Annotated in this window: 15 protein-coding genes and 1 CRISPR repeat array; of the genes, 11 read left to right on the top strand and 4 right to left on the bottom strand. The window is 45.4% G+C overall.

The genetic code is table 11. The annotated features are described in order from the left end of the window. Positions 1-767, bottom strand: a 767-nt coding sequence (locus QUB33_RS23780) for an FAD-dependent oxidoreductase (protein ID WP_445299554.1), incomplete at its 3' end; no start/stop codon positions are given. Between the two features lie 399 nt (positions 768-1,166). Between QUB33_RS23780 and QUB33_RS23775 the strand changes: the two genes are divergently transcribed. Continuing rightward, positions 1,167-4,268: an MFS transporter gene (locus QUB33_RS23775; protein WP_333355195.1), complete on the top strand. Its 3,102-nt coding sequence runs from the start codon at positions 1,167-1,169 to the stop codon at positions 4,266-4,268. Positions 4,269-5,262: 994 nt separating this feature from the next. Then, positions 5,263-9,831, top strand: a complete 4,569-nt coding sequence (locus QUB33_RS23770; RefSeq protein ID WP_333355192.1) for a response regulator — start codon at positions 5,263-5,265, stop codon at positions 9,829-9,831. A 101-nt stretch (positions 9,832-9,932) separates the two neighbouring features. Here the strand turns inward: QUB33_RS23770 and QUB33_RS23765 are convergent, their stop codons facing one another. Then, entirely contained in the window at positions 9,933-11,111 is a 1,179-nt protein-coding gene (locus QUB33_RS23765; protein WP_333355189.1) for a WYL domain-containing protein, read from the bottom strand. A gap of 248 nt (positions 11,112-11,359) precedes the next feature. Between QUB33_RS23765 and QUB33_RS23760 the strand changes: the two genes are divergently transcribed. The 7 genes from QUB33_RS23760 to cas2 all read left to right on the top strand — a co-directional run bounded on the left by QUB33_RS23760 (position 11,360) and on the right by cas2 (position 18,662). Beyond that, a complete protein-coding gene (locus tag QUB33_RS23760; RefSeq protein ID WP_333355186.1) occupies positions 11,360-12,919 on the top strand; it encodes a Cas10/Cmr2 second palm domain-containing protein in 1,560 nt (519 codons plus the stop codon). Further along, positions 12,886-13,881: a type III-B CRISPR module-associated Cmr3 family protein gene (locus QUB33_RS23755; RefSeq protein WP_333355182.1), complete on the top strand. Its 996-nt coding sequence runs from the start codon at positions 12,886-12,888 to the stop codon at positions 13,879-13,881. Before QUB33_RS23760 ends, QUB33_RS23755 begins: the two co-directional genes overlap by 34 nt. Beyond that, positions 13,881-14,714, top strand: a complete 834-nt coding sequence (cmr4, locus tag QUB33_RS23750; protein ID WP_333355179.1) for a type III-B CRISPR module RAMP protein Cmr4 — start codon at positions 13,881-13,883, stop codon at positions 14,712-14,714. The genes QUB33_RS23755 and cmr4 overlap by 1 nt, the downstream gene beginning before the upstream one ends. Before the next feature lie 3 nt (positions 14,715-14,717). Then, positions 14,718-15,146: a hypothetical protein gene (locus QUB33_RS23745; RefSeq protein WP_333355176.1), complete on the top strand. Its 429-nt coding sequence runs from the start codon at positions 14,718-14,720 to the stop codon at positions 15,144-15,146. Then, positions 15,139-16,767: a hypothetical protein gene (locus QUB33_RS23740; RefSeq protein ID WP_333355173.1), complete on the top strand. Its 1,629-nt coding sequence runs from the start codon at positions 15,139-15,141 to the stop codon at positions 16,765-16,767. Before QUB33_RS23745 ends, QUB33_RS23740 begins: the two co-directional genes overlap by 8 nt. 2 nt (positions 16,768-16,769) lie before the next feature. Continuing rightward, positions 16,770-18,266, top strand: a complete 1,497-nt coding sequence (locus QUB33_RS23735; protein ID WP_333355170.1) for a hypothetical protein — start codon at positions 16,770-16,772, stop codon at positions 18,264-18,266. Positions 18,267-18,413: 147 nt separating this feature from the next. Then, the gene (gene cas2, locus QUB33_RS23730) at positions 18,414-18,662 is read left to right on the top strand and encodes a CRISPR-associated endonuclease Cas2 (protein ID WP_333355168.1); all 249 of its coding nucleotides are present in this window, start codon (positions 18,414-18,416) and stop codon (positions 18,660-18,662) included. Between the two features lie 216 nt (positions 18,663-18,878). Next, positions 18,879-20,150: direct repeats of the CRISPR family, unit length 36 nt; unit sequence CTCCCCACTCGTTGGGGAAACTAATTGAATGGAAAC. Between the two features lie 555 nt (positions 20,151-20,705). Here cas2 and QUB33_RS23725 read toward each other — a convergent pair. Next, positions 20,706-21,314: a Uma2 family endonuclease gene (locus tag QUB33_RS23725; protein WP_333355165.1), complete on the bottom strand. Its 609-nt coding sequence runs from the start codon at positions 21,312-21,314 to the stop codon at positions 20,706-20,708. Positions 21,315-21,653: 339 nt separating this feature from the next. After that, a complete protein-coding gene (locus tag QUB33_RS23720; RefSeq protein WP_333355162.1) occupies positions 21,654-23,315 on the bottom strand; it encodes a glycosyltransferase family 39 protein in 1,662 nt (553 codons plus the stop codon). A 74-nt stretch (positions 23,316-23,389) separates the two neighbouring features. Between QUB33_RS23720 and QUB33_RS23715 the strand changes: the two genes are divergently transcribed. Continuing rightward, on the top strand, positions 23,390-24,877 hold the full coding sequence (locus QUB33_RS23715) for a hypothetical protein (RefSeq protein ID WP_333355159.1): 1,488 nt from the start codon (positions 23,390-23,392) through the stop codon (positions 24,875-24,877). A 263-nt stretch (positions 24,878-25,140) separates the two neighbouring features. Beyond that, on the top strand, positions 25,141-25,635 hold the full coding sequence (locus tag QUB33_RS23710; protein WP_333355156.1) for a hypothetical protein: 495 nt from the start codon (positions 25,141-25,143) through the stop codon (positions 25,633-25,635). The last annotated feature ends 481 nt before the right edge of the window (positions 25,636-26,116 follow it).

Genomic DNA, 26,116 nt, shown 5'->3' with positions numbered 1-26,116 from the left:
CTTTCTATTCTGCCATCAACTTGCCTGCTAAGTCTTTGAGTATTTATACTGGCTGCAAAACTGGGATGCTCCCGTGCGGTTGACACAAATACTGGCGCAGTGTCTGACAATTTACTGCTGCCTTCATAGATGCGGCTGGCATAGCCGACAAAAGCATTGATAGCGGTTTCTTGGGGAGGTTCATAGCCCAAACTTTTCAACCATTGAGGTGTTTTGGAAACTTTGCCGCCAGCATCGACTACTAAATCTGCATACAAATTTTCTGCATGGATGTTACCCGGGTTTTGGCTATCGCGAAAACGCACCGACACGCCAGCAACTTCCGTGCATGAGGCATTCGCCAGCAACCCCGTTACTGTGCCTCCTTCGAGGAAATGCACGTTCATATTTTCAGTCAACCGGCGGCGAATTTGCCAATCCAGTAAATCCCGACTGAACATAATTAAATCATTTAGATCCGGGGTAGATTGCGGGGCCCAACCCGCCGGACTAAACCACCTGATAGACCTTGGATCTAAACTAGGAGCACCAGCAGCTATCAGTTCGTTTTCCCAGCCGGGAAACAACTGTTCTAAGATGATTTTCCCCCGATTTAAAAGGATGTGAAGATGACGGGATTGAGGAATCCCGGGGCGAGGTGCGGGTTGTTCCGAAAAAAAATCTCCTTCAACAATACTTACTCGGTCGAAGTGTTTTGCTAATACTCTAGAGGTCAACAGTCCTGCTAAACTGCCGCCAATAATAATTGCATGACTTTCTCGCTGCACTATCGAATCCCTTGAAAGCTAATTTGCTATGGCATTGGTTGATGAATTGTGAACAATTTGTCTGGGCTTCTGTGCCGACTCTTAATATCGATCGACCAAAGATTTTCCTCTGCCCTTATTTTAATCCGACTTACCATTACTACCATCTATCTCGGATGCGCCGCAGCGCACCTGACTCATACCTGAGAGCTAACAAGTTCACAACTGCCAATTTACATAGCACAAATATTCCGAAAGTGACAGCCGGCCGCAGACATATTTCTACACTTCCAACTGTAGGGGGATGCTTTAGCTCGTCAATAAGGCGATGCTTGCCATTGGGGGCATGAGTCTAAAACTATACATTGGTTAACTTGCGCCAATGAGCGCGCGCACCCACTCCTTAACGAGGAATATACTATGTATCAAAATTTGCCAATAAATCCACAACTGTATAACATCGGGTTCTGGCTGGCCCAAGTGCCAGTAGAGCAGACTACTACAAACACAGCAGAAGACGCAGCACTCCTCTATTCCGGGCCGCAATTTTTTATCGCCTTGATAGCTGGAGTGGTGCTCGCCTGCGCTTTCCAACTATTGCTAACAAATTTATCAGTAGCCGCGGGCCTTTCGTACATGGGACAATCCCACGACGACGGCCACCACTCCGATAGCGGCAGCTCCCCAGTCCGCCACATCGGCCGAAAGGTAGGTACTTGGACGCTAATCACCGTCACCATTGCCCTATTCTTTGCTTGCTTGCTAGCAGTTAAGCTCAGCTTGATTAGCAGTCCCGGTTTAGGTGCGATCGTCGGTTTAGTCGTGTGGGCAACCTATTTCTCAATGCTTGTTTGGGTGAGTTCCACCACCGTCGGTTCCCTGATCGGTTCCGTAGTCAACACTGCCACATCAGGCTTTCAAGCCATTGTCGGCACCGCAGCCTCGGCCATCGGCGCAAAAGCAGCCAGCAACCAAGTAGTCGCCACCGCGAAAGCAGCAGCAGCAGCAGTGGGCCACGAACTGGGTAGCGCGATCGACCCCACAAGCTTGCGGGAAAACGTCGAAGACTACATCCAAAGCCTCAAACCGCCGGAATTAGACATCAAAGGGATGCGTAGCGAGTTTGAAAAATTGCTCAACGATCCGCAACTAAAAACCATTGCAACCGAAAATTTGCCGAATCTCGATCGGCAAACTCTCGTAGATTTAGTAAGTTCGCGATCGGACTTATCAAAACGCGACGTAAACCGGATTGTAGACCAACTTCAAGATGCTTGGAAACAAGTAGGAAAACAAGGGCAGCAATCAGACGGCATCGCCCAATTAGTAGACTATCTCAAATCTGCTAAATCGGGAGATTTGGTCTCAGATAAATTAGCAAGTAGGGTAGAAAAAGCTCTCAGCAGTCTGGGCGGTCAAAATTCTGGACAAAACCCGACCATGATGTCCCAAGCAACGACAATGGCAGTCAATGCTTTAATGGGAATAGTATTGGGTCGCACGGATATTTCTGACTTGGATGTTGAAAAAGTAGTCGGTCAGCTCAAAGAAGCTAAAGACAAAGTTACCCAGCAAACTGATAAAATTACCGCTCAAGTCAAAGGCGAACCCGTAACTTACAGCCCAATTCGTGCCGACGTAGAAAACTACCTACTCAACACTTATTCGTGGCAGATGAACCCCCAAGCCATCGAGCGCGAATTTCGGGACGTTCTTTACGATCCTACGGCCGATCCAGGAACTGTTCGCCGCGAATTAGAAAAACTAAAACAGTCTAATTTTGCCGAAATCCTGGCTAGTAGAGGTGTTTTTACCCAAGACAAAATTAAACAAATTTCCCAGGAATTAGAAGCAATTAGACAGCGTGTTTTACAAACCGTGATCTTTGCCGAGGAGCAAGAAAAATCTCGCGATTTGCAGTGGCGGGTAGAAACTTATTTGAAGCTGACGCCGAAAGAAGAACTGACAGCAGCAGGTATCGGGAGGGATTTCAAAAAAATCTTAGAGGATTCCGATGCTAGTTACGAACAGTTGCGGGATCGGCTTTCTCCTTACACGCGCGACAGTTTCGTGCAAATTCTCAGAGGCCGCGAAAACTTCGGATTCCAGGAAGTAGAACAGATTGTTCAAGAGTTGGAAAGGACGCGAGATGTCGTTTTAGCAGATGCTAAAGGTCTGCAAGAAGCAGCGCAAGCCCGACTAGACAACCAGTGGCAAAGAGTGCAAGAATACTTGAAGTCTACGGGCAAAGAAGAACTCAATCCCGAAGGCATCAAGCGCGATTTGAAAACGCTGCTGGACAACCCGGAAGCGGGAATGTGGGCGCTGAGAGCTAGAGCTTCTAAGTTCGATCGCCAAACTTTGGTAAAATTGCTATCTCAGCGGAAAGACCTCAGCGAAGACCAAGTAAATCAGCTTATCGACAGCGCCGAAGAAAATTGGCACGGTGCGCTGCATACCCCGCAAAAGTTGGCCGAAAAAGCTAAGGATCAGTACGACCAAACCACCACCGCCCTTGCAGATTACCTTCGCAATACTGGCAAATCAGAACTCAATCCTGAAGGGATTAAGCGGGATTTGACAAAACTGCTGGAAAATCCCAAAGAAGGAGCTTTAGCGCTGCGCGGCCGCCTGTCTCAAGTTGATCGCGATACTTTGGTAAAACTGCTTTCTCAGAGACAAGATTTGAGCGAGGAACAAGTCAATCAAATTATCGACCAAGTGCAGGAAACTCTCGGCTCGATTGTGAAAGCGCCGCGCCGTTTGGCAAAACGGGTGCAAAGCCAAGTGCAGGATTTTCAGAGTGTTTTACAAGATTATTTGCGTAATACGGGCAAGGATGAATTAAATCCAGAAGCCATCAAGCGCGACTTGCAACTGCTGCTGCATGACCCGAAAGTCGGCGCTTACAGTTTGGGCGAGCGCTTGTCGCACATCGATCGAGCTACAGTTGTTTCTCTGCTGTCTCAGCGGCCGGATATTTCTGAAGCAGAAGCCAATCGCATTGTTGATGGAATTTTGTCGGTGCGCGATGAGTTCGCAATGCAAATTCAGAAAATACAGGAGGGTATTCAGTCGGTAATTGACGGGATTCTCGGAAAAATTCGGGATTACCTCAATTCGCTCGATCGCCCTGAACTCAACTACGAAGGCATTACGCGGGACGTGCGGAAGTTATTTGACGATCCGCAAGCCGGATTTGACGCTTTGCGCGATCGGCTGGGTCATTTCAACCGCGATACTTTAGTAGCACTAATGAGCTCCCGCGAGGACATTTCCGAAGCAGATGCCAACCGCTTGATCGACCAAATTGAAAGAAGCCGCAACAGCGTCTTGCAAAGAGCAGAACGCTTGCAGCAAGAGGCGCAGCTTCGCCTCGAAAGCATCAAACTGCAAGCCGAAAAACAAGCCGAAGAAACCCGGAAAGCAGCAGAAGTTGCCTCTTGGTGGCTGTTTTTCACCGCTCTTTCTTCGGCCGCTGCTGCAGCAGGCGCCGGTGCTTTAGCCGTCATCCCCCGATAAAAAAGACTCAATTTGCGATCGGATTGCAGATAGTGCCTGATATCAGTTTCTACTGATATCAGGCACTAATGTTAGTAAAGGATTTGATGGGAAAGTGGGAATGGGTTTTTATTAATTTGTGGGTACTGTTGAATAATGTTAGGGGTAAACCCGTTCCTACTCGTTTGTTGAGGATTGTGCAAACTGTGAATTTATAAATCTTAATTAGCAGTTTTGATTAATTCAAAAGAGAAAAGTAAAAAACTGATTTTTTTGATTGTTGTATATTTTATTTTCGGATGTAATAAATGAAAAGTCGCCGGAGATTCATTGCCTCTGCTATGACATTTTTTGAACACGGTTCAAGCTTCTAGGCTGGATAGGCTTTTGGGCTTATTCCCCTACTCCTGCAACGATTGCTATAGAACGACAAAAATTAAAACAGCTATGGGAACGACAACCTTTTGGCAAGCCCAACTTGCTGCGCCAGTCCGCTCTCTCCTCAATATTTTTAGGTACAATAATAGTGAGGGTTGTCAACCCAGCACGCCTGTTCTACCAACCGCCCGCCGGGAGCATCTGATATTTGTAAAAACACTTCTTCTGGCTCCTTGCTTCTTCCTCTTTCCTTCTGCCTCCTGCCTCCTGCCTCAAAACTCCAATTTCTTCTAGCTTGGCTGTGAAAAAGTGGGATGCTCCCCCGCCCGCCTCCCTGGCTGCGTCAGTATCAAACGCGAACTGTTTTGAGTTCGATCGCCCGTTTCCTTTGAAGATGCCGATCGTCAGGTTATAACTTGTAGCTCATAGGTTGTGCATAATAGGGAACTAAAGCTGTGAAAATACTACACTGACTGTGGGGGGCAACATACCGGATACCTTGGAAATACCAAGGGCTTTGCCAAGTCACCCCAGAACAGTCCAAACACGCAGGCCCTGCGATCGCCAATGCTAAACAACCTACGTCTCAAACCTCTCCTGGCTAGTTGCCGAGTAGCACCGTGAGGAGGGCGACGCCATGCAACTCCGAAAAAAAACACTATTAATCATCGGTGCAGCGCTGATCAGCCTGATTGTGGTTCTTTATGCCACTGCATCAACTATTTTGCTGCATGATTTTCACAACCTGGAGGCACAGTACGTCCGCCAGGATGTCGCACGGGCTTTGGACGCATTAGATGATGACTTGTCGAATTTAGACACCAGCGCCCAAGATTATGCCGAGTGGGACGATACTTACTCTTTCGTCGAAACACGGAACGAAAATTTTGTCAAGTCAAATTTCGTCGATTCGACATTTATTTACTTGAGACTAAACTTATTGGTGCTGCTGGATTCCAACGGTAAGACGATCTTCAGCAAAGGTTTCGACCTTAGATCCCAAACCGAAATCCCGATTCCCGAAAGCTTAAAACAGCACTTGACCGAGGCGCTGCTCGACTCACCGACAGTCTCGGGCGATCGCCCCGCCGCCAAAACAGGCGTCCTCACCCTGCCCGAAACCACGCTGCTGGTTGCTTCAAAGCCGATCTTTAACAGCAACGCCCAAGGCCCGCCGCGCGGGACGCTGATCGTGGGACGCTATCTCGACAGCAGCGAAATCGGTTTGCTTTCAAAACTAACTCACCTGTCAGTAGATTTCAGATTGCCGAGTTTGGATTTTAAAGTGGGAGCCACGAACTACCCCGGGCCCGGGGCCAAGGCGATGGCTCCATCCAGGCAGGATTTGGAAAATCTCAAACTCAAAATTTCCCACCTCAAATCAGTAGAAATTTTAGTCGAGCCACTCAGCGACACCTTCGTCGCAGGATACGCCCTGATTCGCGACATCCATGGCAACCTAGCGTTGCTGCTGCGGGTAGAGACAGATCGCATCATCTCCCGCCAAGGTCAGGCTACCTTGGAGCTGTTTACCTTATCAATACTGGCAGTAGGTTTAATATTTAGCGCGATCACCCTGCTGTTGCTAGAAAAATTAGTCTTGGCGAGATTGGCTTCCTTGAGCACCAGCGTCAGCAACATCGCAGCCAACGGCGACCCAAGCTTGAGAGTTCAGATGGCCGGAGCAGATGAACTCTCAAGCTTGGCCGACGCCATCAACCGAATGCTAGAAGCATTGGGCAATTCTCAACTCGAACGTAATGAAAGCGAAGACCGCTATCGGTTGATGGCCGAAAACTCAACCGACATGATCACCAGACACGATCCCAAAGGCGTGTTTGTTTACGTCTCCCCAGCCAGCCGGGCTTTGCTGGGATACGAACCTTCGGAACTCATCGGCCGCGTCCCCAACGATTATTTTCACCCCGACGATTTAGAAACCATTGCCAAAGCTCACTGGAAAGTCCTGGCGCTCCCAGTTACTTACACCGTCAGCTACCGCATCCGCCGCAAAGACGGCAAATACATTTGGTTTGAAACCACCGGCCGCACGATCAGCGATCCCCAAACCGGCGAAGTCCAAGAAATTATCGGCATTTCCCGCGACATCAGCGTGCGGAAGCAAACAGAACAAGAACTGCGAGAAAGCGAAGCTGCAATAAAAGCGTTGTACCAAGTGACTTCGGCTCCTCGTACAGACCCGCTCAACCACCTCTCTACCTTTGATTTGCGCCTGCAAGAACTGCTGGCAATGGGATGCCGACATTTAGGCCTGTCCGTGGGAATTTTGTCCCGCATTCAAGGCGACAACTATCAAATAATGGCTGTTGAGTGTCCCGACGGGTCGATCGTCAAAGAACAAATCTACGATCTGGAAAAAACCTTCTGCGTGGCTACGGCAATGGCAAAAGAACCGATTTACTTTGAATCGGTAAGATTTTCGGGTTTTTCCTTCAACAGGGACGATCGAGCCTTCCCCATCGAAGCTTACATGGGCATTCCCGTCACGGTGGCAGGTGAAGTTTACGGCACTCTGTGCTTCTTTTCTCCGACTCCTGTGACAGAACCGTTCCGAGTTGTAGACAGAGAGTTGGTGAAACTGATGGCTCAGTGGGTGGGAAGCGAACTCGAACGCCAGCAAACCGACGTAGATTTGGCAAAAGCTCGCGATCAAGCACTCGCCGCTACTAGAGCCAAAAGCGAATTTTTAGCCACCATGAGCCACGAAATTCGCACTCCGATGAATGGAGTCATCGGCATGACCGGTTTGCTGTTGGATACCCCCTTAACTCGCGAACAGCGCGATTTTGTAGAAACTATCCGCAGCAGCGGCGATGCCTTGCTGACGCTGATCAACGATATTCTAGATTTCTCGAAAATTGAGTCGGGCAAATTGGACTTGGAGGAACATCCGTTTGACATCCGCACTTGCATTGAGGAATCTCTAGACTTGGTAGCTGCTAAGGCGGCAGAAAAAAAACTGGAAGTGGGTTACTTGATAGATCGTACAGTACCGGCAACGGCGATCGGCGATAGCACCCGCTTGAGGCAAATTTTAATCAACTTGCTCAGTAATGCGGTTAAATTTACCGAAGCTGGAGAAGTGGTGGTGGCGGTGACTGCCAAAAAGATTTCAGTGTCAGCCGCTAACGCTAAAGAACCGCCAGCAATTAATGGCGAACCGGTAGTAATTAACCCAGCATACGAAATACATTTTGCGGTCAAAGATACCGGTATCGGCATTCCGAGCGATCGCATGGATCGGCTATTTAAATCTTTCAGCCAGGTTGATTCTTCAACGAGCAGGCAGTACGGCGGTACCGGATTGGGTTTGGCAATTAGCAAGCGTTTGGCCGAAATGATGGGCGGCCGGATGTGGGTGGAAAGTATGGGTAGTGTCGCGGGCAATCCTCCTGCCGATTTTAGATCGTCGGCAGTTTTTGATTTGGGATGGGCAGAATCTTGCGAAATTGCCGAAAAATACGGCTATGGCAAATCTGTACTCAGCAACAAGTCGAGCGGCCAAAATACGAAATCCGTTGGCTCTACTTTTTATTTCAGTACGGTCGTTTCTGCCTGCAACAGTTGCTTACCAGTTAGCTTGAGCAATTCTCAACCTGAATTAGCTGGCAAGCGAGTCTTAATTGTCGATGACAATGCTACCAACCGCAGAATTTTGACTCTCCAAGCTCAGTCTTGGGGAATGGTGGCTAGGGCTTCAGCTTCGGCTCATTTGGCTTTAGATTGGCTGGCTGCTAAAGAGATGTTTGACTTGGCAGTTTTGGATATGCAAATGCCGGAAATGGACGGGTTAGCTTTAGCGGCGCAAATTCGCCGGTATCCTGATTGCGAAAAGTTGCCGTTAGTGATGCTAACTTCGATCGGCAGGCAAGAAATTAACTCTCCTGCTATGGAGATGGATTTTGCTGCTTTTTTGAATAAACCCATCAAACAATCTCAGCTTTACAATGTTTTAATCAATATTTTTGGAGAACAGACAACTGAATTTAAAGGGCAGCGCACTAGCGGGCCTTTCTTGCAAAGCATACCCGTGCTGGCTGAGGACTTACCCCTGCGGATTCTGTTGGCTGACGATCATTTGGTGAATCAGAAGGTGGCTTTGCAAATTTTACAGCGGATGGGGTACCGCGCGGATGTGGCGGGGAACGGTATCGAAGTGCTCGAAGCTTTGCGCCGCCAGCCTTACGATGTAGTGCTGATGGATGTGCAAATGCCGGAAATGGACGGACTGGAAACTACCCGCCGCATCCGCGAGCAATTTTCAGCAGATTTAACTGTAGAAAATCACACGGGAGAATCAGAAATTTCCGTAACAAATGAACAATCTAATAATCTAGACTCGACCAAAAATCCCACGGGAAAATCGAAAGTTTCCGCAACAGAAGAGCAATCTAATAATGAAAAATCCAGAATCCCAAATCCAAAATTGACTGAGGAGGAATCTAACTATCGAAAATCGAAAATCGAAAATCGAAAATCGACGAGACCTTGGATTGTGGCGATGACGGCAAACGCGATGCAGGGCGATCGCGAAGAGTGTATGGCTGCGGGGATGGACGACTATTTGAGCAAGCCGATCGCCATTGACCAGTTGGTGCGAGCTTTGATCGGGTGTAAATCTCGATCGAACTCCGCATTCGATCGCCTGCAGCCGATCGTTTTTTTGGATGCGCCGACGGAACACATCGAAGGAACGAGTGAATTAGAAGTGCGATCGAATGTGGCTGTTGCAGGAAATCCACAACTGACAATTCCCAATTCGCCGGTAGTTGTCGATCGCGGTGAATTAAATCTCGATCGGGCTTTGTCACACAGCCACGATTCCCTGAGTGCCAAGATTATAGAGGGACTGCGAGAAGTGGAAGCTTTGGACGAGGCGATCGAGATTTACCTCGAAACAGCTCCCGAACTGCTGCGAGGCATCTCTATGGCCCTGAGCAACGCCGATCCGCTGGCTTTGCGGCGATCGGCTCACTCTTTAAAGTCGATTAGCGGTACTCTCGGTGCTTTTCGCTTGTTTGAACTGTGCGAGGAACTCGAAATCATGGGCCGCATGGGAACGAATGCTAACCAGCCTTTACCCGATCCGGCCAGCGCGCTTTTAGAACAGGTTGAGGCCGAGTATCAAAGAGTCGAAACGGCGTTAAAAATAGAAATGCACTACAGCGAAACAATGACAGAATAATTAACAACTGATAACTAACTATTGTTCGTGGGTGGGGGAGGGTTTTTGATATGGTTGGTTTTAGGTATAGGCATTGATCGTTGGTGAAACCCTCCCTAGGATTACAAGCTGTATCGATCGATCAAATCTCTCGCTGCTTGTCGGTGTTTTTCTACCAAACTCGGCGGGGAAAGCACTTGGGCGCTATCCATATATCTGTTCACCCACAGACTAAATTCGTTCAAGGAGCGATCGGGCAAATCGATCTTATAATCCACATAAAGCACTTTGCCAAAACTATCTCTCGCCCCTTCTTTAATCTTTTGTCGCGGATGCCGCCGATCGCCCTCTAATATAAATCCCACTACTTTCTCAAAAAATCGCACTTTCACTTTTTCTAACTTCAGTTGACCCTGCAATTCTGCGTGCTGTTGCTCTGGGTTGCCCAAGAACAGCCCCCAGCCGTTTTTTAACAACTTTTGAGCTATTTTCAAACGCTGTTCCTGTACGGCTATACCACGCCCTTCTACATCGATAATTTCGCAGCAGTCAGTAAAGCGATTCACCCGTTCTACGCTCAAATGCCCGTTGTTGCAAGATTCGCAAATCAGATACCAAGCGATATCGTGATAGATCAGTTGCAGGGGCCAGATGCGCCGGAAACCGACCTTGCCTTTACCGTAATAATCGCTTTGACGGTAAAGTTCGAGCGCCTGGCCTCGAACAATTGCTGTTTCTACGATGTCTAGTTTGTGAAATAGGGTATTCCGATATTCTTGGCGATCGCTCATTTCGACAGGATCGGTGTAAATAATCGCACGATTCAGGTGTTCGCGAACGGGATAAAACAATTGACCTTTGAGTTCGATATCTAATCCGCGCAACAGTTTAGTTAGTTTTTCACAAATTTGGCGGGCTTGGGGATTTCCCTGATATTTGGCTTGAGATGCTATTGCTTGGAATGCGAATAGTAGTTCTTCTCGATTCATTGCGCCGGTACCGAGATAATAGCCGAAGCGATACATTCGTTTGTCGAGGATTCCGTAGTGGCGCAAAGTTTCTAAATCTTTGCGAATTGTGGGAGTTGCGGGATAGTTTTCGGGAAATTCGATGTTAAATTCGGCGGCAATTTTCTGTAATTGAGATTGAACTTCTAGCAAGGCATCGTGATATTTGCTGTCGGATGTTTCGGTGTCGGAGTGTCCGATTCCGGGATGGTTTACTAATGTGGCGATGAGGAGCATGATGCGATCGAACGTTAGTTTGTCGGCATAGGGGTGAGGGGTTGGTTTTTTGGCCATGAGGGATAGATGGGGTAAAATGTTGAAAAGTCAAGTAAAAGACAATATTGACATAAAAATATATAAATGTCTGAAAGCCATTATTCGGATAGCTTTAGGCTTTGAAAAAAGTTTGATAAATATTGTGAATCTGAAGACATGAAGCTGGCTCGGCTGATATATTGAGTTGAGTAAAACTTAAGCAGTTAGCGACTGGGGACACTACCAGCAGCATTCAGGTGGGCATTGCCCGCCTTAAAATTGAATTTATGTCTGCATACACTGCGATCGCCTTTGCCCCCGTTCAAGGCTTTATCGAGAAATCCCGCAAACTCCGAGATTTATTTGGGGCTTCACTGATTCTGTCTTATCTGAGTTACAAGCTAGTAAAGCAAGCCGAAAAATCAGGTTTAAAGGTCATTTCTCCGGGTGCCCCGAACATCCAGAAAGGAATGCCCAATCGGATACTTCTGAAAGGCAAAGGGGAATTTTCCAGGAATGACGTGACAAATACCCTTCAGAAGTCATGGCAAGAAATATTAAATGAATGTCGAGTTTGGATAGAACGTGAAGTACCTCCTAAAGAGGAATACTTTTGGCAGCTAGAGTGGATGCGATGGGGTTTGTACACTTGGGAGATATTTTGGGGACACGGAGATTCGATAGAATCTGCGATGAAGAATTTAGAAACTCGCAAATTGCGTCGTGATTGGACGGCAATTAACTGGATTGGCGACAGTTCGAGTTTGACTGGCACGGATGCGATCGCCTGGCCGCGTTTAGGTTTGGAACATTCAAATCCAGGGCGGCAGCTATCCGATACAGAAAAAGCTGAACTTAAGGATTTCTATCAACGTCTTTCCTGTGTCTTAGAAAATCTTCCCGCAGATGGCGAACCCGAAGGAAAATTTCTTGCACCTAATGAAAGATTGAGCATTCCTGAGTTAGTCAAGCGGTTAGTTACTCGCGACGAAGATATTGCCAGAAACATTGGGATATCTCCGCTTGAAGCAGGATTTAGCGACATTATTCGTGAACCAGAACACTGGACTGGCTGGTTTATGGGAGATGGCGATAAAGTTGGCAAAAAACTTCAGGACATTGCTCAAAAAGAAGGAGATGAAGGTCTAAAAAAGTTTAGCGAGGCTATGCGGGCTTGGGGAGAAAATTTTATCAAGAATTTCCCCAAAGACCAAGGGCGGATTGTTTATGCCGGCGGTGACGACTTCCTCGGTGTAATTTACAGCAGCAAACCTGAAAAGCCTCCAGAACCTATAGAGGCATTAGAATGGTTAATGGGATTGTCCGATGAATGGAAAAAGCACGGACAGGATATTAACTTAAGTGTGGGTTTTGTTTGGGCGGGTCATAGTGTGCCGCAGCGAGATATTCTTCAACACTGTCGAGAAGCAGAAAAACGGGCGAAAAGTTTGGGGCGCGATCGCGTTACAATTCGAGTAGTTTTTAACAGCGGTCAATACGTGCAGTGGACTTGTCCTTGGGATTATTTGCACATTCTCAAACAATACAAAGACCGGGACGGCAAAAGCTGGGATCAAAAGCCAAACTGGAGTCATGTTTACAAGGATTTAGCTCATCTCAAAAATCGTCATGCTATTAGTTTTAACCCCCAGGAAAACAGCCCAAATGATGAATTAGCTTTAGCTCTTTTTGAACTTTACTTTCAAGACGAGAAGAATTTAGAAAAAAACTGGAAGCACATCGTCGGTGATTACCCAAATCCAGAACAATCCAAACAAATTATTTACTGGATTAGTGACCTAATAAATGTGGGATGGCAGCTATGTTCAAATATCTCATCACTATAAGTCCTTTAGGATTTATGTACGGGAGTTCTGGCGGATTTTTATCGCCCGAAAATCTAGTCGGACGTTCTGGGGCAAAATTTCCTCCAGAAGCCGCTACCCTCTCTGGTCTATTTTTCAGCAGCAACAAAGTTAAGTCCTATATTTCTCCAAAGGAACTTAGTGATAATTTGTTTGTCGCTGGCCCATTCTGGGCAAAATCAGACGATCCTGAATACTTTTACGTCCCCATTCCTTGGCACAAAATTATTTCTAAAAAAGGCGTGGATGAATGGAAAATGAAATCGGGGAAATGGAATCGCGAATCCGAAGATTTAGATCCTGAGTATAGTTGGCAAACCGTTAATTCTTGGGTAAATAAGACTGATGCTATTAAGAAAAATGACGATGTTGCCGATATTCCTTGGAAATACGTCCCTATCTTGCACCCCAAAACAAAAGATGACGAACGCTGTACTTTAGCAGAAGATGGTTTGTTTTTGGAAAATTCAGTGCAGATGGATGATGAATGTTGTCTAGTTTATCTCTCAACTCATCCTTTAGCAGATGGTTGGTACCGCTTTGGTGGCGAAAATCATTTAGTAGAAATCAAGAGTGTTTTACTAGATGATGACAGTCCCATTGTCAAACTTTTACGCCAACCAATTCAGCGCTCATTTGCTTTGATAACACCGGGAGTTTGGGGCTCTAACAAGTTTTCATACCGCTATCCCAAAAATGAAGATTTCTCCCAAAAACGACCGGAGATGCTCACAGATAAACCCATTTCCTATCGCTACCGCGCGAAAGGACAAATGGGACGGGGACGCTATGCAGTTCCTCCCGGAACTGTCTATCTTCTTAGAGAACCTTTAGATAAAACTTGGTGGGAATTCCCCGAAAATTGGTTTCCAAAAGAAGGTTTTAGTCTGAAACAAGTTGGATGCGGTTTGTGTTTGCCCATTGAAATTCAAGGAGTTGAATAATGTACAAAAAAGCTTACGGTATTATTGAAACCCTTGCTCCTGTTCATGTGGGAGCAACGGCTGGTGAAGAAAGCGGCAACTTAAACTTAATTTTCCGCGACCAGTTTACTCAAACTGGCATTATTCCCGGTAGTTCGATTCGGGGAAGATTGCGATCGGAAATCCGCCGCAGTCTGGGAGAGGCTCAAGCTAATAAATGGTACGGTCAGGAAGCCGAATCCGGGAAACCAGACAGTACCACTGAGTCTGTAGTTAAGTTTGAATATGCTTCGCTGCTGTGGTTGCCAGTATTTTGTCCGGGTCAACCAATTGTCTGGGTAACTTGTCCTCGTTTGCTGAAGCGCTATCAGCGAATTGCTGGAGATTATGTCAAGCTAAAAGATGGTACATCTCTCAAATCCGCTAAACCTCCAGCTAGTGATACAGGTTCTCAAACCTTAAAAGCTCTCGACGTAAATGGCAAACCAAAGCTATTTTTTAACTTTGGCTTTTTAACAGTTGAGAAAACTCAGGATTTGTCTGCTTGGTTTCCTTTAGGAGAGGAATTGCCAGCCGTTGTTGTGGCTGACGATGAAATTGCCATGATTCACGATATGGCCTTATATCGTCAGAGTCGAGTTGCCTTAGACAAAGAGGAAAAAAAGGCTAAAAAAGGTGCTTTTTTTAATACAGAAGCTTTGCCAGAAGGCACAATTTTAGTATTTCCGATCGCCCTCAAAGAAAACCAAGAGACTTGGCAACCTTTTGGCGCGTCTACTGGCACAGACATTTATCTCGGCGGTTTAGAATCAATTGGTTTTGGTCACTGCTATCTAACCTTAAAGGAGGTATAATTTATGGCTTGGGAATCTTACAAATTAGACCAAGAAGCTCACGATTTAGTTGTCAAATATCGTGACAAAAAAGACGCTCTCAATCAAGCATACAAAATGCGCGTTGCAGTTGCTTATGGTTTAGAGCGATTTTGGGGAGAACAGTTTCGGTTAGTCAAGGACAAAGATAAGGCTGATTATTGGCGGGATACTTGGAAGGCGCTAGTCAAAATTATGGCAAATGCGGGTGTTAAAATTCCCAATGATAATGTTAGTTCTGACGATACAGCAGCCATTAAAATTATGGCCAATAAATTGTGGGATTTTCCTGTAGAACAGCGGAAAGTAGCTATAGCTGTGCTAACTCAGCTTTGCGACAGTATGGTTTGGTGGACTCAGCGGTATAAACCTACTAATAGTAACAGCAATTCTGGAGGTGAAGACAATGAGTGATAGCGATGATATTCCTTTGATGTTTCGCGCCCAAATAGAAGGGCGCTGTCAGATTCAGCGCTTAATTCCCAAGGCACCTAGACAACAAGCTTATGACTGGGCTAAAGAATGGATCGCTGGTGTTTCCAAAGAAGTTCCCGACTTTGACTCAAAGACAATTCAAACTAAAGCGTTTAAAATCACTTGGCGATTTGTTTCTAATAGCGGTCAAGATGAGGGAGTCATCCGCCCTGTGACTGGTACAAAAGGTTGGCCGTTATATCCCGGTGCTAGTATGAAAGGCGCGTTCCTGCGTACTTGCACTGATGAACAAGCAATGAAATATTGTGGCGGTCAACTTTCCCAAAAAGACACGAAACCTGGCATTTTACGCTTTCATGGTGGCTATCCCGCAGATGGAGAGTGGACTAAGAAATCTCTAGTAGATGTTGTTCATCCCCAAGAGGAATGGCAAGTCAAAAAGAATGGTAGCCACAGTGCTTTTATCCAGATATCTCTGCATCAACCCACTTTAGTTTTTGGCATTTCCAGCACAGTAGAACTCAGCGAGGAAGAATGGAAAACTATCTGGGAACTTTGGGAAAAAGCAATGGAACGTGGCATTGGTTCTAGGGTGAGCGCTGGTTACGGTCAACCGAGAAAGCACGGCAATAGTAATCTGCTCAGCATCCAATTAAAGGGTCAAGGTTTAGGCTCTCAGTTAATAGACAAAACAGGCGAATTTCGGCCTAATATGTTTAAAGCTGCTTTGCGGGGTCATACTTTGCGCCTATTCAGTGGCCTTACTGATGAAAATTCGGCTGAAGAATTGACTAAAGAACTCTGGGGGGGATTTGCAGGTAAAAACGGGGCAATTGTTGGCTTACTGGGGATAGCATTTAATGCTGTCGAATTAGATTTAGATAGCTATAGCTACGGCACGAATGTCATGCCTACTTATGAGCTAGTGGACGGGACGCTCAATATTCTTTGCATGACGGCTAAGGCTGAACAACAAAGAAAAAACTTGAAAGTCTTGATTCCTCAACTGATAAAATTCTCTCTGTTATTTGGAGGTTTTGGTAAATCGTGGCGACGAGTTGACCATCGCCTCTTTTTTAAAGAGTACGTAACTGGTAATCATAACCCGATGATTGGGTGTCATTGGCAGTTTGGAGAAAAATCAAATAGTCTCTGCTGTCCTGTGAATGAATTGAGTGATATTACTAATTTTTTGAATACTTTTCAAAAAAGCCTAAAACAGTGGGTAAAGTTAAAGAAGAAAACACTGAGTAGTTCTATCAGCAGTTGGCGGGAAGCATGGCATCCAAAAAAAGTTGAAGTTTGGGGTCGAATTGCTAAAAATCAGCTAGATAGTAAAGCTGTTCGATGGTTTCACGGCCCCTACTTGGGATCGCAGTCAATTAAAAAATCAGTGCTAACTGGTCAAATGGGTCAAATAGGTTGCATTTGGCATCGAATGTATCCGCGCTATACTACTACAAATGGTCAACTACAATCCACCAAAGAGTATGTGGAATTACTGACTATTTTTCCTGATGAATCCGACTCAACTAAAGATTTTCTAGAGTATTTAGATAGCACGAGCGACTTTATCAAACTTTGGCCAACTGAGGAATAATTATGAATATCTGGATTGTGACAACTGGCAGCAGCGATGTCAAGCTTAAAACTGATGACAATTGGGGTAGTTTGTTCAAAAAGGTTAGAAGTCAATTATACGATCGCCCTTTTAAACCTACACAACCGCCGAATCCTGATGATAACGAACCTTTTATCGTACCAGCTAGAGCGATGGGGATGGTTTATGGCAGCCAGTTAACAGATGAATATTATGAGGATTTGCACTTTCCGCTTCTTGATGCTTTTTCGGCTAAGCTGTTAGAGAAAGGTAAAACAAATCCTGACAAAATAATCTTGATTATGACCGATCAGAAAGCGGTTTTTGATGAGGAAGAAAGGAGATTAGAGAAAAGTCCTTATTGGCAGGATACTTGCACACTCAAACCAATATTTGAGCAATATTTTAAGAAAAATTTTCCTCAAGTTCAATCCCTTGATTACTTAGAATTGAAACCTAAATCCAAAGATGAGGGGTTAGATAGTTGGAATAAAGCACTGTTTCTGGTTCAACAAGCTTTGTCAAGTTTGGATTTAGATAAAAGTGCCAACTTTTATGTCAGTCATCAAGCTGGAACTCCGGCAATTTCTTCGGCGGTTCAATTTGAAACATTAGCAAAGTTTGGTAAAAAAGTCAAGTTTTTGGTGAGCAATGAGTATGAACCAGATTTAGCCAAAAAGGGTGATTTCATAGAAAGCTCTACTTATTTACAGGGGATGCAAGTTCAAGAAGCAAAAGCGCTATTAAGTCGTTATGACTATTTGGGAGTTGAGCGCATTTTAAAACCTTACTGGAAAGATTCTTCCGATCCGCTATTGCTGGAAATCCGTGATTTATTAGCAATGGCTGTACAGTGGAATTTTGCTAAGTTTGAAGATTTTGGCAAGGCTAGGGGAGATGTTGCAAAGGAGCGTTTGAATCAGTGGTGGTGGACTGGCTATGAGGCTGCTTATTTAGGAGTTATCCGTCTTAGACAGGGTAATACGGTTGAGGCTCTATTTCACAGTTTTCGCGCTGTGGAAGGATCGATCAAAGAATGGGCATTAGAAAAGTATAAGCCACAAATTAAATACTCTAATCCCAATCAACCAAGTACAGCATATATCCATGATGTGAATCTGCCGCAAAATTTACGGCTTTGGTTTAATGCCAATAAAAATGAGCAGTACAATAGTGTTGGTTTGTTTGGTAAATCACTATTTACTTTACTTGAAAAATCTGATCAAAATAAATGGAATCAAGATTCTCACATTAAAGTAGTTGCTGCTAATACTATAGATGAGAGAAATATTATTTTTCATTCCTTGCGTGGGTTGCAGGAAAAAGATGTGTTCAAGGCTTGGAATACTGATAGTCGAGAACAATGGGAAGCTAGGGTTTTAGGCTGTTTAAATTTTGTTTTACAGCAAAATTTTGTTTCGTTAAAGTCAGCAAGTTTGATGGCGAAAGTGCATGATGAATTGGTAGCTGCGCTCGCCCATTACGAACTGCAAACATAAGCCAATAAATCCGCCACGAATTTACGGATTCGCCGGGATTTCAACCCCTAGCGGACTAACAAACTTAACTAAAATTTTTCTTTTGAACTTGCATCTGAAGCTAAACTTTACCATCCCTATTCAACACAAAATAGAATTCGATAAAGTATGCCGCTTTATATCGTTGTCTACGATATCCGAGTTGACAAGCGCAGGCAAAAAGTGCATGACTTGCTGAAAGGTTATGGCAAATGGGGACAATATTCTACCTTTGAGTATGTTTTGTCAACTGCCAGATTTACACGACTCCGGCGACGGCTGCGAAAGTTAATCAACCTAGACGCAGCATCCGGTTTTATCCGGTGTCGCGCCATACTTTGGGACAGGTGGAGGTTTTGGGAGTGGGGGCGCCGGTGACAAAAGCACCTGGATCAGTGATTATTTAGCTCAGGATGCGAGGCTGGCAGTAAATTAGCTCAAACGACCTTTTTCCGTCGCGAGCCTCGCAGCATTACTGGGCAAGGGTTTTAAGGATTATTATGAGCGAACACAGGTGTGAGTTCCACAAAAAAAATCTGAGCCTCGCAAAGGGCCTCTAGACACCTTGCGCTGTATTGGGTGTATCATAGAGGACTCCCCACTCGTTGGGGAAACTAATTGAATGGAAACATCTCGTTCTGGCAGACTGTTTTTACTTCTTGCCCTCCCCACTCGTTGGGGAAACTAATTGAATGGAAACTCTTCTTCCGACAACTCAATCCCTAGAAGCGTAGCCCTCCCCACTCGTTGGGGAAACTAATTGAATGGAAACTGTTTTCTGTGCAGTCAATACCTGCTTGCCAAGTCTCTCCCCACTCGTTGGGGAAACTAATTGAATGGAAACTCTCTCAATTCCCTCAATTGCTTCTGTAGTGTGCGATAACCGCCTCCCCACTCGTTGGGGAAACTAATTGAATGGAAACTTAGCGTTTCGTCAAGGGTTTTGACAAACTTGAGGGCATTCGACTCCCCACTCGTTGGGGAAACTAATTGAATGGAAACGGTTCTTCAATCTTCCAGCCACAACTTTTCAAAACTGCTGTGCTCCCCACTCGTTGGGGAAACTAATTGAATGGAAACTGACCAAACCGCGTAAAGTAGCCGTGCAGCACGCACCCTATACTCCCCACTCGTTGGGGAAACTAATTGAATGGAAACTTAAGTTTGAGCTTGTCAATTACCAACTTAAACCGATCTAATTGAGCTCCCCACTCGTTGGGGAAACTAATTGAATGGAAACCCACCTAAAATGATGCAAAAAATAGCTGAAGCAGTTATCTCCCCACTCGTTGGGGAAACTAATTGAATGGAAACACCCAAAATTGTCTAGACTCATCTTCACGATCCCAGTAAACTCCCCACTCGTTGGGGAAACTAATTGAATGGAAACTATTCGTGCGTTGGCTTCGGCTAATTCGTCAGCCAAATCACTCCCCACTCGTTGGGGAAACTAATTGAATGGAAATGTCCACCGGTAGTGAAAAAATTTGGTTTCTGGGAAGCTGGTAATTTTGGCTCCCCACTCGCTGGGGAAACTAATTGAATGGAAACTTCTGTGTGCCTTCGATCGGTTGCTGGTCGTCCGGTTCGTTGATCTCTCCACTCGTTGGGGAAACTAATTGAATGTAAACCCAGCGTATGGGAATCCTGCACCGACTCCGCTGCACAAATACTCCCCACTCGTTGGGGAAACTAATTGAATGGAAACAAAGCAGCATCAACGCCACGAGCACAACCGACAAAGACCGGGGAACGAAGACTCCCCACTCGTTGGGGAAACTAATTGAATGGAAACGGTAAGAGATTGATAGAATGGTGGAAAAACGGCGACTCCCCACTCGTTGGGGAAACTAATTTAATGGAAACGCTAGAACAAAATTAGTGGAAGTCTTCTATTAATGCGACAGTTTAAGGGAAACCATAAATAGCTGTTGACAAAAGACTAGATTTCTAATAGTCTTATTTTGGGGGGATGCCTTTTAGGGGACGCCTCTACCGCATAGAGTGAACGTCCTTAAGGCATCGTCCTATCCCCCAGCCGAAGGGTTACGGCACTTACATTGTCCCTGTCTAGCAAGTTAAATTGTCACTCGCTAGAAATAGGTAGCTAAGACAAATTTAGTCGAAGTCTCTATTAATGCGGAATCGAAGGAGGCTTCGACTCCACCCGACACCGCAAACAGAAATTTAAAAATCAGAGCCTTCTGTAGTGCCAAAAGCTCTAAATCTTTAACCTCTGGAAAACTCCAAAGACAAACTTTTACAACTCAAATTTCTGCAATCAATCCTAGTTGCGAAGAATTAATAAGCACAAAAAAAAGCCCCATAATCGGGGCAAAATATAACTATTCTCAGTCGTTGGGTGGGGGCGGGTTTATTATATTTTTGGTTTCTGACATAGATGGTTGGTGAAACCCGCCCCTACGATAATTTTTCAGGTGCAATTTCTGGATCTACTTGTTCAAAATTCACTTTATTATATATATCTGCCACAGCAATTTCAAAGGATACTGAAGCAAGCGCGATCGTCTCATCCGATTCATTGTACTCAGCAAACGACCATCGCTTATCATCCGTCTTAGAAAAATGTTCGATATATCTCCGATTTTGGTCGATCAATAAGTATTCTTCAAGAGTGGGAATTGTGCGGTATCCCTCAAACTTTTTGCTGCGATCGTATCCTTTAGTTGAAGCTGACAAAACCTCAATAATTACTCTGGAATTGGTAATCGTATCGGTGCGGTTATTATAATACTCCGGCTTCCCAACCACTAACATCACATCGGGATAAGTATAGATGCGCTTCTTGGGTATCCACAAGCGGACATCGCTCATGAAAACTCGATAGTCTAGTTTTTTGAAGGCAAAATTTAGTTCGGCATAGAAATTGCCAGCTATTTGATTGTGATTGGTAGAGCCACCGGCCATAGGAAATATTTCACCATCAATGTATTCGCTTTTGTAGTCCGCAGCTTCTTCTAGTGCTAGATATTCCTCGATCGAGTAGTATCGTTGTTCAGTAAGTTGCATAGTTCTATTAGAGAGCATTTAACTGAGGCTTTTGTTTAGTGTAACATTTTTGGATCAGCTTTTTAAGGTTGAGTTTGTGTAGGGGGTTTTTGAGATTGTTGGTTTCTCGTATAGATAGTTGGTAAACTCGTCCGCACCCAGCCGATCGCCTAGATTTATCTGATATGCGATTGCATCCCAAAAATGTAGATTCGGATTTGTCGTTGGGTGGGGGCGGGTTTTCGAGATTTTTGGTCTGAGGCGATTATGGTTGGTGAACCCTTCGACCCTTCGGCTACGCTCAGGGCGACGCTCCGCTCAGGGCATCGCCCGCCCCTACGGTAATTTGGGGAAACACGCTTATTTTCGAGTTACCAAAACCCAATCGTCGGCTGTTTTGACAATCTCAGCATTCTGCAAACCTAAATGTTTTAAAACTGGTTTTTCTAACAGAAAATAAGGTTGAGGAAGAGATTGCCATTTCTGTTTGAGCGTCGGCGCGTCGGCGACAATAACTTGGCGTTGACTGTAAAAATTCAGCGATGGACGGCCCAAGCGGTGAGAAGTAAACACTTGTTGACCCGCCGGAGTTCCTGTGCGGACAATTTCGGCGATCGGCTTAACGGGATAATCCTCCGCCAGTTCCCAAACCCAGTTATCTGAAGCCACCAATACCAATAGCGTCAGGTAAGTTCCCCAAATTAAAACTAATATAAACTGTCGGTCTTTGCGGTGCAGCAACACTGCCCCCATTGTCATTGTCAAACCTACAACCATCAGCATTAACTGCAAATCACGCTCGGGAGGCATAATTTGTCCCCCGAGCCGTACCCAGCCACTGAAGTACACGCAACCGACGACAGCAACTACAGCCAGCACTGCCAAAATCGCGGGATGAGGCAACAAAGAAATAGCATCAAAACGTTCTTCTGCTTCCTCTTTAATTGGCTCTGGCGGGAGCCACAGTTGTTCCCAAACTTCAGCGATATAACTGCCAACGGCAAGAGCAAAAGCTGGATAAATTGGCAAAACATACCACGGCAATTTAGTAGTCATCACAGAAATAGCCAGCAGATATACTCCAGTCCAAACCAATACTAATTTTGACCCGGGAAAACTGCGATTTTCCCAACTCAAACGCAGCCCTTGCAGCCAAAATAACTGCCAGGGCCAAGCTAATTTTAAAATTTCTAAAAGATAATACCAAGGCGGACCTCTGTGACTGCTCACAGGTTCCGAAATGCGCCGGAAAGATTCGTTAACTAAATTAGTGTGGATGAAATATTGACCGTAGTGCAGCCATTGGGCAAAATACCAAGCAGCTACTGGCAAAGTTCCGATCGCCAATCCGCCCCAAAGATACCCAGAAGTGAGGAGTCGCGGGGTATCCCAAACCAAAAAAATACAGCCGATAGCAGCCAGCAGTAGCCCCAACATCACGCCCTTAGTCAGACAAATGAGTCCGAGCCCAATCCCGGCCCCCAAAGCGTAGCGCAAGTCGCGGCGCGATCGTAGCAAACACCACATCGCCAGCAGCAAAAAACACAAAACCGCCCCATCCAACATCGCCAAACGTCCATGCCGCACCACCGGTAACAGCGTCAGATAAACGAGGGCAGAAAAAATGGCGATCGAACGCGGAGGAAACAACTCCCTGCCAATGGCGTAAAGCAGGGGCACAGAAGCCGCCGTCAGCATCGCCGGTACCAACCTCGCCGTGAATTCGCTGACACCGCCTGCTGCAAAACACAGCCCGATTAGCCAGTGTACCAGCGGCGGTTTGTTGAAATAAGGCATAGAGTCGATCGTCGGATACAGCCAATTTAAGTTGCCGCGCCAAATTTCGCGACTTACCTGCGCTGCAATGCCTTCATCCCAATCCCGCAAAGCCACGCCGCCCAGATTCAGCCCGAAAATCAGCACTGCAGCCAACAGAAAAGCCAGCATCCACACTTTGTCTGTAAAGCTGTCATTCCAGCGATTTTTCGGTTTGCGGCCCAGGAATGGAAAGATTTCTGACATAAGTTAAGAGAGTTTTGAGCGTCCCAAACTGAGGGTAAACTTAGACAGCAGTTATTTGCGACTAGGAAAATACCATGAACTTGCCTGTAATTATAGATATTATCATTGGCTTAGTCTTTATCTACCTGACTTTAAGCTTGCTAGCTTCGGAAATTCAGGAACTGATTGCTACTGTTTTGCAGTGGCGGGCGGAACATTTAAAGAAGTCGATCGAAGTGCTGATTTCTGGCGGCAGCGAAGGCGCGAAAGATCCCCTGCAATTTAAGCGAGTCGGACAATTGGCCAATTCGATTTACACCAATCCCATGATCAAGGATTTGAATCAGAGCGCGAAAGGGCTTTTATCAGAGGGATTCCGTTCTGTTACGCACCGCATGGGAGATTTTTACCACGGAGTTACGGGGACTAAAAATGTTTTCGGCAATAAATCCAGTGGGCCTTCTTATATTCCAGCCGAGTGTTTTTCTGCTAGCCTTTTGGAGACTTTAAAGGTTTCTAGTTTGCTCAGCTCTATCTCTAAAACCAGATTGGAAAGATTTAAAAATTTACAATTAGCACAAATTCAACAGATCGGACAAAATCTGAGTTTGCCGGCTGCTACTAAACCGATTATTGACCAAGAATTTAGGTGGCTGACTGCGGAGTTCAATCGAGTGGTTGAAGATTATCAAAACAATTTAGCAAGTTTGAACAACAGCTTAGACAGAATGTCGGAAAAGCTAGGATTTTATATTAACGATTCTCAGGTTTATCTACCAGAAACCGAGCTAGCAGGGAGAGAATTTCAGAGGCATATGGCATTTGTCAAGGCTCGCTTTGACAGCAAAATTGAGCGGGTGGCGCTGCTGGGGCAACTGCAACCGAGTTTCAGCAATCTGTTAAATACTGTTAAAAAAAGTCAAGATACGGTAGCAGAAATTATGGATCTCAAAGAGGAGAGTCCAATTTATCAACAAATTCAAGAAACCTTGGACAGTATGCCAGAATCTTTGAAACGCAGTCTTTATATTTTAGCGCAGCGCGCTGAAAAAGGCGGCGGAGATACTCAAGAGCAGTTGCAGCGGTTTCAGAATGAAATTGAAATTTGGTTTGACCAATCGATGCAGCGTGCTTCTGGCGTTTACAAGCGGAATGCCCGAGGGGTTGCGATTTTGCTCGGAACTGCGATCTCTGTCGCTGCTAATGCTGATACCATTAATATTATTAATCGGTTATCGAAGGATACGATGTTGCGATCGAATGTTAATTTGTACGCTGAGCAGTTGGTGGCAAATAATGCTAAGACTAAATCAAATAATTTAACCAGTCTGGCAAAAGTTCAACACGATGTCGATCGAGCTTTGGATCAGGTAGCTCTGCCTTTTGGATGGAGCGAACAGAACAGCTTAGAACGAGATAAGCAGGGGAATTTATTGTGGTCGGCTTTGATAATAAAATTGTTTGGTTGGATATTGAGCGGCGTAGCTATTTCTATGGGGGCTGCTTTTTGGTTTGAGGCGCTCAACAAGATTATTAATATTCGCAATGCAGGGAAAAAACCGCCATCTTCCACAGAATCTTGAGCGGTGCAGTTCCGAGGTCAATCAATAAACTGTCATACCCTTTTAGATTTTAGAGAGGGGAATGACTGAAGACTATCGAGGTTTGAAGCACCGGCTTACAGTTGGATTTTTTTTTGAAAGTGGTATCACGGATAGGATATCGGATCGATAGGTAATTTCGCGTTTGCCGGAAGTCAGGGAAAACACGCAGAATATAAATTCCGTGCGATCGCGGATGGCAGTGCGGCAGAAATAGGGGAAACTGATAGATAGGTTAAATAAGAATGAGCGAAATAAACAAGGTAGCTGGCAGCTTCTGGCGGTCAGAGTCCAGCGGTTCATCTAGCGCTCAACTCACTTTTGGAGGACGGAATATGTTCACTTCTTTAAGAGAAACGACTCCCCCCTCGGAATACGCAAATCCCCCATCCAAAAGCTTTGTATTCAAGGACTCCAGCATCAATGACGGTGGATATTTTCTTTCCAGAATTTTGGCTGGGGAATCTGACTGCATCGAGAAATTTACCTCGGCACTTCAAAAATATGCCTCTCTCCTTAGAGAAATTGACAAAGTTCGCACAACTTCGGGCGGCCGCTCCGGCAAACTGCAATTAGGCTTTGTTATCCTCAGTTCGGATTACCTCGAACCATACAGAAGTAAATGGTCAAAATCGCATAGTTCTCTGACTCAACACAGCGGAGTTGGTTGGTGTTATGCCGATCGAGATAGTGATACATTCAGCAACGGCGGTGGGCGCGATCGACTGTTTGCTAATTAAGGAGAGTGATTTAATGGGGGGTGTGGAACGTACCGAGGGCGACTGGACCCGAATGCAATTGTAATTAGAGACGCAGGCGCGATCGAAATCAACGATTTTATCTGACTCAATCTGCAATCATATCAATTCTCGCTGAATAATTTGAATCACTTGTGTAGTGAGGATGGCAGTCCTCACTGGGTCGGTTTAATATTATACCGTTTTGACTGGTAGTAAATGCGACCAAATCTCCTCGTAATAAGTATTTGGGTGTATCGCAAACCTAGCAACTTCAAAGCATATAGAATTATTCCAAATCTACATAATTCAGTTTTACTTGGATGAAATACAGCTAGGTAAATTGTAGTGCCTTGTGCCTATAAGTAACATACCACACTCAAAGAAAAACTACTAAATATAATTAACCTGGGGGGGTGACAAAGAGGTCTAGGAGATAGACCGAATAAGGGTTGCAGCCCGCATACCTTGTTGATAAAAGCGA

It is taken from the genome of Microcoleus sp. B3-A4 (genome assembly GCF_036705385.1).
In the GTDB taxonomy this organism is placed as follows: Bacteria; Cyanobacteriota; Cyanobacteriia; order Cyanobacteriales; family Microcoleaceae; genus Microcoleus.
This window is presented reverse-complemented; position numbering and strand designations above follow the sequence as displayed.

Coding starts and splice junctions, on each gene's coding strand:
- cmr4 (WP_333355179.1), top strand. CDS start 13,881: ATGTACAAAAAAGCTTACGGTATTATTGAAACCCTTGCTCCTGTTCAT.
- QUB33_RS23735 (WP_333355170.1), top strand. CDS start 16,770: ATGAATATCTGGATTGTGACAACTGGCAGCAGCGATGTCAAGCTTAAA.
- QUB33_RS23725 (WP_333355165.1), bottom strand. CDS start 21,314: ATGCAACTTACTGAACAACGATACTACTCGATCGAGGAATATCTAGCA.
- QUB33_RS23710 (WP_333355156.1), top strand. CDS start 25,141: ATGAGCGAAATAAACAAGGTAGCTGGCAGCTTCTGGCGGTCAGAGTCC.
- QUB33_RS23770 (WP_333355192.1), top strand. CDS start 5,263: ATGCAACTCCGAAAAAAAACACTATTAATCATCGGTGCAGCGCTGATC.
- QUB33_RS23765 (WP_333355189.1), bottom strand. CDS start 11,111: ATGGCCAAAAAACCAACCCCTCACCCCTATGCCGACAAACTAACGTTC.
- QUB33_RS23715 (WP_333355159.1), top strand. CDS start 23,390: ATGAACTTGCCTGTAATTATAGATATTATCATTGGCTTAGTCTTTATC.
- QUB33_RS23755 (WP_333355182.1), top strand. CDS start 12,886: ATGGCAGCTATGTTCAAATATCTCATCACTATAAGTCCTTTAGGATTT.
- QUB33_RS23760 (WP_333355186.1), top strand. CDS start 11,360: ATGTCTGCATACACTGCGATCGCCTTTGCCCCCGTTCAAGGCTTTATC.
- cas2 (WP_333355168.1), top strand. CDS start 18,414: ATGCCGCTTTATATCGTTGTCTACGATATCCGAGTTGACAAGCGCAGG.
- QUB33_RS23775 (WP_333355195.1), top strand. CDS start 1,167: ATGTATCAAAATTTGCCAATAAATCCACAACTGTATAACATCGGGTTC.
- QUB33_RS23745 (WP_333355176.1), top strand. CDS start 14,718: ATGGCTTGGGAATCTTACAAATTAGACCAAGAAGCTCACGATTTAGTT.
- QUB33_RS23740 (WP_333355173.1), top strand. CDS start 15,139: ATGAGTGATAGCGATGATATTCCTTTGATGTTTCGCGCCCAAATAGAA.
- QUB33_RS23720 (WP_333355162.1), bottom strand. CDS start 23,315: ATGTCAGAAATCTTTCCATTCCTGGGCCGCAAACCGAAAAATCGCTGG.